Below are 7,270 nucleotides of genomic sequence, written 5' to 3'. Positions count from 1 at the left end.
TAATAAAAGTCATCAAATAACTCCAAAATATAATTATAACATTTAGAATGGCTACTTGTTTAAATATTAAGAAAAATTAATTTAATAATTTAAACCATCATAGAAAAATAATGGACTTAAAAAATGATTATGAAATTTTAAAGCTATTAGTATTGCAATTTTAATCTTATTAGTTGCTTTACTTATAGAGGAAAATAAAAAAATAAAACCTTATAAACTTTTAAATTATAAAGGAATTTGGTATTTAATAGCCGAAGAAAAAGGCAAATTAAAACATTTTAGCATAAGCAAGATTAAAGATTTTTCTAGTACTTCAAAAAACTTTACCCCAAAAGAAGATTTTTTAAATCAAATCTTAAATGATAAAAATATCTGGTTAGATGGAAGTAAAAAAGCAATTTTAAAACTTAATAAAGAAGCAAAAGAGTATTTTTTTAGAAAAAATATCTTCCATAACTTTGAACTCATTGAAAAAAATGAACAAGTTTATATTTTAAAAGTATGTTTTTCTTATGATGATGAACTTTTAAATATTGTAAAACAATGGATTCCTTATATCAAAATAGAAAAACCTTTAGAACTTAAAGAAAAATTAAATCAAATTTTAAAAGTTTATTTAGAGTATTAATTTCTTATAAATTCAAACATTTTTTGCTACAATCATAATTTTGATTTTCGAAAGGAGAGTATTTTGGCAAAAGATGATGTTATTGAAATTGATGGGAATGTAATTGAAGCTTTACCTAATGCAAATTTTAAAGTTGAACTTGATAATAAACACGTAATACTTTGTCATATCGCTGGAAAAATGCGTATGCATTATATAAGAATTATGCCAGGTGATAGAGTTAAAGTGGAACTTACTCCTTATAGTCTAGATAAAGGACGCATTACTTTTAGATATAAATAACCTAAGCTATTTAAAAGTTATTTTTGGTTAGAATTATAACTTTGCGAAGCTTTCAGCTATAGAAAGAAGTGTTTTCAAAGTCCCACTTATTTTGAAAACAGTTGGTTTTAAACCTAATATGCTTTCGCAAAGTTAAGTGGAATTTACTTAAGGAGATGATATGAAGGTTAGACCCTCAGTCAAAAAAATATGTGACAAATGTAAAGTAGTTCGCCGTAAAGGTGTTGTCCGCATTATTTGCGAAAATCCAAAACATAAACAAAGACAAGGATAAATATGGCTCGTATTGCAGGTGTAGATTTACCAAAAAAAAAGAGAATTGAGTATGGATTAACTTATATCTATGGCATAGGGCTTTTTAGCTCAAGAAAAATTTTAGATAAAACAGGCATCTCGTACGATAAAAGAGTACATGAGTTAAGTGAAGATGAAGCAGCAGCTATCCGTAAAGAGATCCAAGAAAATTATGTAGTTGAAGGGGATCTTAGAAAACAAGTTGCTATGGATATTAAAGCACTAATGGATTTAGGAAGTTTTAGAGGTCTTAGACACAGAAAAGGTTTGCCAGTTCGCGGACAAAAAACAAAAACAAATGCTAGAACGCGTAAAGGTAAAAGAAAAACTGTTGGTGCAAAATCATAAGGATTAAAAATGGCAAAAAGAAAAGTTGTTAAGAAAAAAGTTGTTAAGAAAAATATAGCTAAAGGTATTGTATATATTAGTGCAACCTTTAATAATACTATGGTTACGGTAACAGATGAAATGGGAAATGCTATTGCTTGGAGTAGTGCTGGAGGACTTGGATTTAAAGGTTCTAAAAAATCAACTCCATATGCTGCACAACAAGCAGTTGAAGATGCATTAAATAAAGCAAAAGAACACGGAATTAAAGAAGTAGGCATTAAGGTGCAAGGGCCAGGAAGCGGTAGAGAAACTGCTGTTAAAAGCGTCGGTGCTATGGAAGGAATTAAAGTAACATTCTTTAAAGATATAACCCCATTAGCACATAATGGTTGTAGACCACCTAAACGTCGTCGTGTCTAAAAATAAAAGAATTTAGGAGAAATTATTATGGCAAGATATAGAGGACCAGTAGAAAAGCTAGAAAGACGTTTTGGTGTCAGCTTAGCATTAAAAGGGGAAAGAAGATTAGCAGGAAAAAGTGCTCTTGATAAACGTCCTTATGGGCCAGGACAACACGGAGCTAAAAAAGGTAAAATCAGTGAATATGGACTCCAACTAAGAGAAAAGCAAAAAGCTAAATTTATGTATGGAGTAAGTGAAAAACAATTTAGAAGATTGTTTAGCGAAGCAGCTAGACGTGATGGCAATACAGGGGTTTTACTTATCCAACTTCTAGAACAAAGACTTGATAATGTTGTTTATAGAATGGGTTTTGCAACTACACGTCGCTTTGCAAGACAACTTGTAACACACGGACATATTTTAGTTAATGGTAGAAGAGTAGATATACCAAGTTACCGCGTTGAAGCAGGAACTAAAATTGAAATTATTGAAAAAAGTAAAAATAATCCTCAAATTTCAAGATCATTAGAACTTACTTCTCAAACAGGTATAGTAGCTTGGGTTGATGTTGAAAAAGATAAGAGATTTGGAATTTTTACAAGAAATCCAGAGAGAGAAGAAGTCGTCATTCCTGTAGAGGAAAGATATATTGTCGAGCTTTACTCAAAATAATAAAGGCTGAATATGAGAAATATCACTACATCTGCTTATACGCCAACAGAATTTGCCATAGAAAACATTAGTGATAATATGGCTAAAATAAGTGCTTGGCCTTTTGAAATTGGCTATGGTATTACTCTGGCTCATCCTTTACGTCGCCTACTTTATACAAGTACTATAGGCTATGCTCCAACAGCTATCCATATTGATGGAGTATCTCACGAATTTGATAGTATGCGTGGAATGCTTGAAGATGTTGCACTTTTTATTATCAATCTTAAAAAACTTCGTTTCAAGATTAAAGGTGAGTCTAACAAAGAAATAGTGGAATTTAGTTTTAATGGACCTAAAGAGATCTATGGAAAAGATTTAAACAATGATAAAGTAGAAGTTGTTAATAATGATGCTTATTTAGCAACTATTAACGAAGATGCAGAGCTTAAATTTACTCTTATTATAGAAAAGGGAATAGGCTATGTTCCAAGCGAAGAAATTAAAGAACTCTTAGATGATCCTAAATTTATCGCTTTAGATGCCTTTTTTACACCAGTAAGAGAAGCTACTTATGATATAGAAAAAGTTTTATTTGAAGATAATCCAGATTATGAAAAAATCGTTCTTACAATAAAAACAGATGGACAAATCACTCCTAATGAAGCTTTTCAAAATGCTTTAGAGGCTATGTATAAACAATTATCAGTATTTGATAAAATCACTAATGTAAGAAATGTAATTAAAAGTCAAAATTCAAATAATGAGATAGAAAACACAAAATTATTACAAAATATTACAGAACTTAATTTAAGTGCTAGAAGTTATAATTGCCTTGAAAAAGCTGGGATAATATACATAGGAGAGCTTGCTTTAATGAGTGTTAATGAACTAGCTGGCTTGAAAAATCTTGGTAAAAAATCTTTAGATGAAATTAAAAGCATTATGGAAAATATAGGTTTTCCTGTAGGAACTTCAAATTTAAACGAAAACAAAGAAGCTCTTAAGAAAAAAATTAACGAATTAAAAGCACAAAATGAAGGATAAAAAATGAGACACAAACATGGATATAGAAAACTTGGTAGAACATCATCTCATCGTGCTGCTTTACTTAAGAATTTAACTATAGCTCTTGTAAATAATAATAAAATAGAAACAACTCTACCAAAAGCAAAAGAGCTTAGAGTTTATATAGAAAAATTAATTACACGTGCAAGAGTTGGAGATTTTAATGCTCATAGAGTTGTTTTTGCAAGCTTACAAGATAAATTTGCAACCAATAAATTAGTAACAGAAATTGCACCTAAATTTAAAGATCGCAATGGTGGATATACTAGAATTATTAAAACTAGAATCCGTCGTGGCGATGCAGCTGAGATGGCTTTTATCGAATTCGTTGCTTAAGCTTTAAGCTTAAGCTTTTTTAAACAAATCTTTCTTTTTTAAAATCTCAAATTTAACTTCTTCTAAAAAATAATTTATATTATAAAATTATCAATTTAAAAATATATGATTTATTTAAGTAAGAAAAAAGACCTTATAAAAATAAGGTCTTAAGCAATATTTTGAAAAGATTCAATTACTATATCGTTATATTTTCAAAATACTTTATAGTTTTTTATCTTTTTCTAAATGATTAATATTTAGCAAAATAAATTTATAAGATAAAAATATCACCAAAGGCCAAATCAATAAAAATAACGCATGAAACATAAATTTTCTCCTTAATAAATATGTTCGTTATTTGACATCTCTTCTTTTGTAATCTTAATCTTATCCATTGCATTCCAAGAATATATAATATAAGCTAAAACAAAAGGTATAAGCAAAGATACATAAGACATTACACTTAAAGTATAATAACTTGAACTTGCATTTTCTAAAGTTAAAGAACTTTGCAAATGGCTTATAGATGGATAAAAAGGACTATTTCCAAGCCCTAAGCTCAAAAATAAATTAAAAACAACCAAAACAACGCCAATACCTAAAGTAAAAATGGCTTTAGTGCATTTTTTAATAGCTTGAAAAATTCCTGCAAGGACTAATAAAATTCCCAAAATAAAAAATATCAATATTAAAGGATGATTTAAAAAATTCAAAAGATAGATATAAGATTTTATAGAAACAACTTTTTGTTCATCTATAAAAAATCCATCTTTTAAAAAAATCCATATAATAAAAGCTATAAAAAATGGTAAAAATAAAAAAGTATTAATATAGATTTTACGCACACAACGCATTTTTATCTCATCATCTTTAATATTGTTCATAAAATAAGCTGCACCAAGTATTCTACTTAAAAAAACCAAAGCAAAACCAAGTAAATAATTTAAAGGGTTAAATAAAAGTTCCAAACCACGTAAAGGATGATCCCAAAAAACAAAATTATATTCACTAAGTCTAAAATAAGAACCGCTAAAAAAACTACTTAATGCTACACCAATTAAAAATACTCCCAAAAATCCATTAATCTTTAAAAACAATTCATAAGTTTTAGCACCATAAAGATTATTATCTTTTTTACGATACTCATAAGAAATAGCTTGGATAATAAAACAAAACAATATACTAAGCCAAGCCCAATAAGCACCCCCAAAGCTGGTGCTATAAAAAAGAGGAAAAGCAGCAAAAGCAGCTCCTCCAAACATAACCAAAGTTGTAAATCCTAACTCCCACTTTCTACCCAAAGAATTTATAAACATAGTTTTTTCAAGCTCATTTTTTGAAAGCTCATCAATTAAAGTTTGACCCCCTTGTATAAAAAACATAAATACTAAAAAACCACCAAGCAAACTAATAATAACCCACCAATAAATTTGCAAATGAGAAAGTTCTAAGCCAAAAAACATTATTTAGCCTCCTTTGTGTGATCTTGATGTGTATTAAATCCTTTTTTAATTTGAGTAAGCATTATTTTAATTTCAGCAATCAAAAGTGCTGTAAAAAGAAAAGCAAATAACCAAAATGAAATTTGGACATTTAATTTTCCAAGATGAGTTGCGCCAATACTTACTGGCATAAGATCTTGTATAGCCCAAGGCTGTCTTCCTACTTCTGCTACTATCCACCCTGCCTCTGCTGCTATATATCCAAAAGGTATAGAAAAAACACAAATCCAAAGTATTTTTTTAAACTTCTCAATATCATTAGCCATGCTCAAGTAAAGAGTGATGATAAAAAGCAAGAAAAAGAAAGTTCCAAGTCCTACCATAATGTGAAAACTATAAAAAGTTAAAGCAACAGGAGGAATAGCATCTTCAGGTTTTTCTAAATATCCATAACCAAAATCTTTAAAATTTTGTTCAAATAAAATCTGACTTGAATGTTTTAAGTCGCTCATATTATTTTCTTTTGCAAATTTATAATCTTTTAAAGCTTTAAGTGCGATCTTTCCTCTATCGATACGATTTTGCATAGGTTCTATATTTTTAGCTTCATTGCCATATATTAAATCCTCAATGCCAGGAACAAAACTATTAGGATCACGATTGCCTAAAATAGATAAAGCATAAGGAATGCTAATATTAAACAAAAATACACTTTCATTATTATCAATATTTTTTCTAGGATTTAAAATTCCAAAAGCCACAATGCCGGCTCTATGTTCTCCTTGATAAACTCCTTCCATAGCAGCAAGTTTCATCGGTTGAGTTTGCGTTACACGATAAGCACTTTCATCTCCACTAAAAAATAAAAAAATAGAACAAATTAAACCAAAACTAGCTCCTACTACAAGACTTTTTTTAGCTTCTAATATATGTCTTTTTTTAAGTAAAAACCATGCTGAAATTCCCATAACAAAAAGTGCAGAAATTACATAACCACTTCCTATGGTATGTAAAAATTTTGAAATAGCAACCGGAGAAAAAGCCACTTCAAAAAAATTTTCCATCTCATTTCTTGCACTATCAAGATTAAACCTCATGCCTACTGGATATTGCATCCAAGCATTAGCAACTAAAATCCAAAAAGCACTTAAATTACTTCCAATAGCTACACACCAAGTAGAAAAAAGATGAAATTTTTTTGAAACTTTATCCCATCCAAAAAACATAACAGCAAAAAAAGTAGCCTCTAGAAAAAATGCCATTAAACCTTCTATTGCTAAAGGAGCACCAAAAATATCACCTACAAACCAAGAGTAATTAGCCCAGTTTGTTCCAAATTCAAATTCCATAATAATACCAGTTGCTACACCAATGGCAAAATTTATAGCAAACAAGGAAAGCCAGAATTTTGTAATTTTTTTCCAAACTTCATTTCCTGTTTTAACATAAATACTTTCCATTATTGCAATAATAAAAGAAAGTCCTAAAGTTAAAGGCACAAATAAAAAATGATAAAGTGCCGTTAAAGCAAATTGTGCTCTAGACCAATCAATACTACTTAGCTCACTCATCAATTTTCCTTTAATAAATTTTTAAATACAAAATCACTTTTTTCTTCAAAACTTTTAAAAATAGAATTAAAATTAACATCAAAAAGAAAAATTTTAAAAATAATGAAGATAATAAAAAGTTTAACGAAGATAATTTTCCACAAAGTTTTTCCAAGAGTCAAACTTTTAAATCCATCTTTATAAAAGCAAAAAATCTTGATTAAAATAGAATAGAAATATTTAAAAAACATTTATACCTAATCATTAGTATTAAAAGGACTATTTTAGTATGTTTTGTTTTAAAA

10 protein-coding genes and 1 pseudogene are annotated in these 7,270 nt (G+C 28.7%); 8 read left to right on the top strand and 3 right to left on the bottom strand.

Translation table 11 applies throughout. From position 1 onward, the window contains the following. Positions 1-133 precede the first annotated feature (133 nt). The 8 genes and pseudogenes from JG677_RS06200 to rplQ all read left to right on the top strand — a co-directional run. Positions 134-628: pseudogene (locus JG677_RS06200) on the top strand (WYL domain-containing protein); the annotation flags it as partial. Positions 629-691: 63 nt separating this feature from the next. Beyond that, positions 692-910 (top strand): translation initiation factor IF-1, encoded by a 219-nt coding sequence (gene infA, locus JG677_RS06195; protein WP_027305093.1) that lies wholly within the window; start codon positions 692-694, stop codon positions 908-910. Positions 911-1,070: 160 nt separating this feature from the next. Beyond that, the gene (gene rpmJ / locus JG677_RS06190; RefSeq protein WP_131163938.1) at positions 1,071-1,184 is read left to right on the top strand and encodes a 50S ribosomal protein L36; all 114 of its coding nucleotides are present in this window, start codon (positions 1,071-1,073) and stop codon (positions 1,182-1,184) included. 2 nt (positions 1,185-1,186) lie between these two features. Then, positions 1,187-1,552: a 30S ribosomal protein S13 gene (rpsM, locus tag JG677_RS06185; RefSeq protein ID WP_200169957.1), complete on the top strand. Its 366-nt coding sequence runs from the start codon at positions 1,187-1,189 to the stop codon at positions 1,550-1,552. A 9-nt stretch (positions 1,553-1,561) separates the two neighbouring features. Beyond that, on the top strand, positions 1,562-1,954 hold the full coding sequence (gene rpsK / locus JG677_RS06180) for a 30S ribosomal protein S11 (protein ID WP_131163940.1): 393 nt from the start codon (positions 1,562-1,564) through the stop codon (positions 1,952-1,954). Positions 1,955-1,981: 27 nt separating this feature from the next. Further along, positions 1,982-2,608, top strand: a complete 627-nt coding sequence (gene rpsD / locus JG677_RS06175; protein WP_200169958.1) for a 30S ribosomal protein S4 — start codon at positions 1,982-1,984, stop codon at positions 2,606-2,608. A gap of 12 nt (positions 2,609-2,620) precedes the next feature. Continuing rightward, complete coding sequence (locus tag JG677_RS06170) at positions 2,621-3,634, top strand: DNA-directed RNA polymerase subunit alpha (protein ID WP_200169959.1); 1,014 nt, start codon at positions 2,621-2,623, stop codon at positions 3,632-3,634. A gap of 3 nt (positions 3,635-3,637) precedes the next feature. Continuing rightward, positions 3,638-3,991, top strand: a complete 354-nt coding sequence (gene rplQ / locus JG677_RS06165; RefSeq protein WP_200169960.1) for a 50S ribosomal protein L17 — start codon at positions 3,638-3,640, stop codon at positions 3,989-3,991. A gap of 320 nt (positions 3,992-4,311) precedes the next feature. Here the strand turns inward: rplQ and cydB are convergent, their stop codons facing one another. Genes cydB through JG677_RS06150 form a run of 3 tightly spaced genes read right to left on the bottom strand, consistent with a single transcriptional unit; the run spans position 4,312 to position 7,216 of the window. Beyond that, on the bottom strand, positions 4,312-5,436 hold the full coding sequence (gene cydB, locus JG677_RS06160) for a cytochrome d ubiquinol oxidase subunit II (RefSeq protein WP_200285717.1): 1,125 nt from the start codon (positions 5,434-5,436) through the stop codon (positions 4,312-4,314). Further along, positions 5,436-6,986, bottom strand: a complete 1,551-nt coding sequence (locus JG677_RS06155) for a cytochrome ubiquinol oxidase subunit I (RefSeq protein ID WP_200285715.1) — start codon at positions 6,984-6,986, stop codon at positions 5,436-5,438. Before JG677_RS06155 ends, cydB begins: the two co-directional genes overlap by 1 nt. Further along, complete coding sequence (locus tag JG677_RS06150; protein WP_200169963.1) at positions 6,986-7,216, bottom strand: DUF4492 domain-containing protein; 231 nt, start codon at positions 7,214-7,216, stop codon at positions 6,986-6,988. Before JG677_RS06150 ends, JG677_RS06155 begins: the two co-directional genes overlap by 1 nt. Between the last annotated feature and the right edge of the window lie 54 nt (positions 7,217-7,270).

This window comes from Campylobacter sp. TTU-622 (genome assembly GCF_016598965.1).
Classification (GTDB): Bacteria; Campylobacterota; Campylobacteria; order Campylobacterales; family Campylobacteraceae; genus Campylobacter_D.
This window is presented reverse-complemented; position numbering and strand designations above follow the sequence as displayed.

Bases quoted from the DNA above. Each gene is read 5' to 3' on its own strand.
- rpmJ (WP_131163938.1), top strand. From the start codon at position 1,071: ATGAAGGTTAGACCCTCAGTCAAAAAAATATGTGACAAATGTAAAGTA.
- rpsM (WP_200169957.1), top strand. From the start codon at position 1,187: ATGGCTCGTATTGCAGGTGTAGATTTACCAAAAAAAAAGAGAATTGAG.
- rpsK (WP_131163940.1), top strand. From the start codon at position 1,562: ATGGCAAAAAGAAAAGTTGTTAAGAAAAAAGTTGTTAAGAAAAATATA.
- rpsD (WP_200169958.1), top strand. From the start codon at position 1,982: ATGGCAAGATATAGAGGACCAGTAGAAAAGCTAGAAAGACGTTTTGGT.
- JG677_RS06170 (WP_200169959.1), top strand. From the start codon at position 2,621: ATGAGAAATATCACTACATCTGCTTATACGCCAACAGAATTTGCCATA.
- rplQ (WP_200169960.1), top strand. From the start codon at position 3,638: ATGAGACACAAACATGGATATAGAAAACTTGGTAGAACATCATCTCAT.
- cydB (WP_200285717.1), bottom strand. From the start codon at position 5,436: ATGTTTTTTGGCTTAGAACTTTCTCATTTGCAAATTTATTGGTGGGTT.
- JG677_RS06155 (WP_200285715.1), bottom strand. From the start codon at position 6,986: ATGAGTGAGCTAAGTAGTATTGATTGGTCTAGAGCACAATTTGCTTTA.
- JG677_RS06150 (WP_200169963.1), bottom strand. From the start codon at position 7,216: ATGTTTTTTAAATATTTCTATTCTATTTTAATCAAGATTTTTTGCTTT.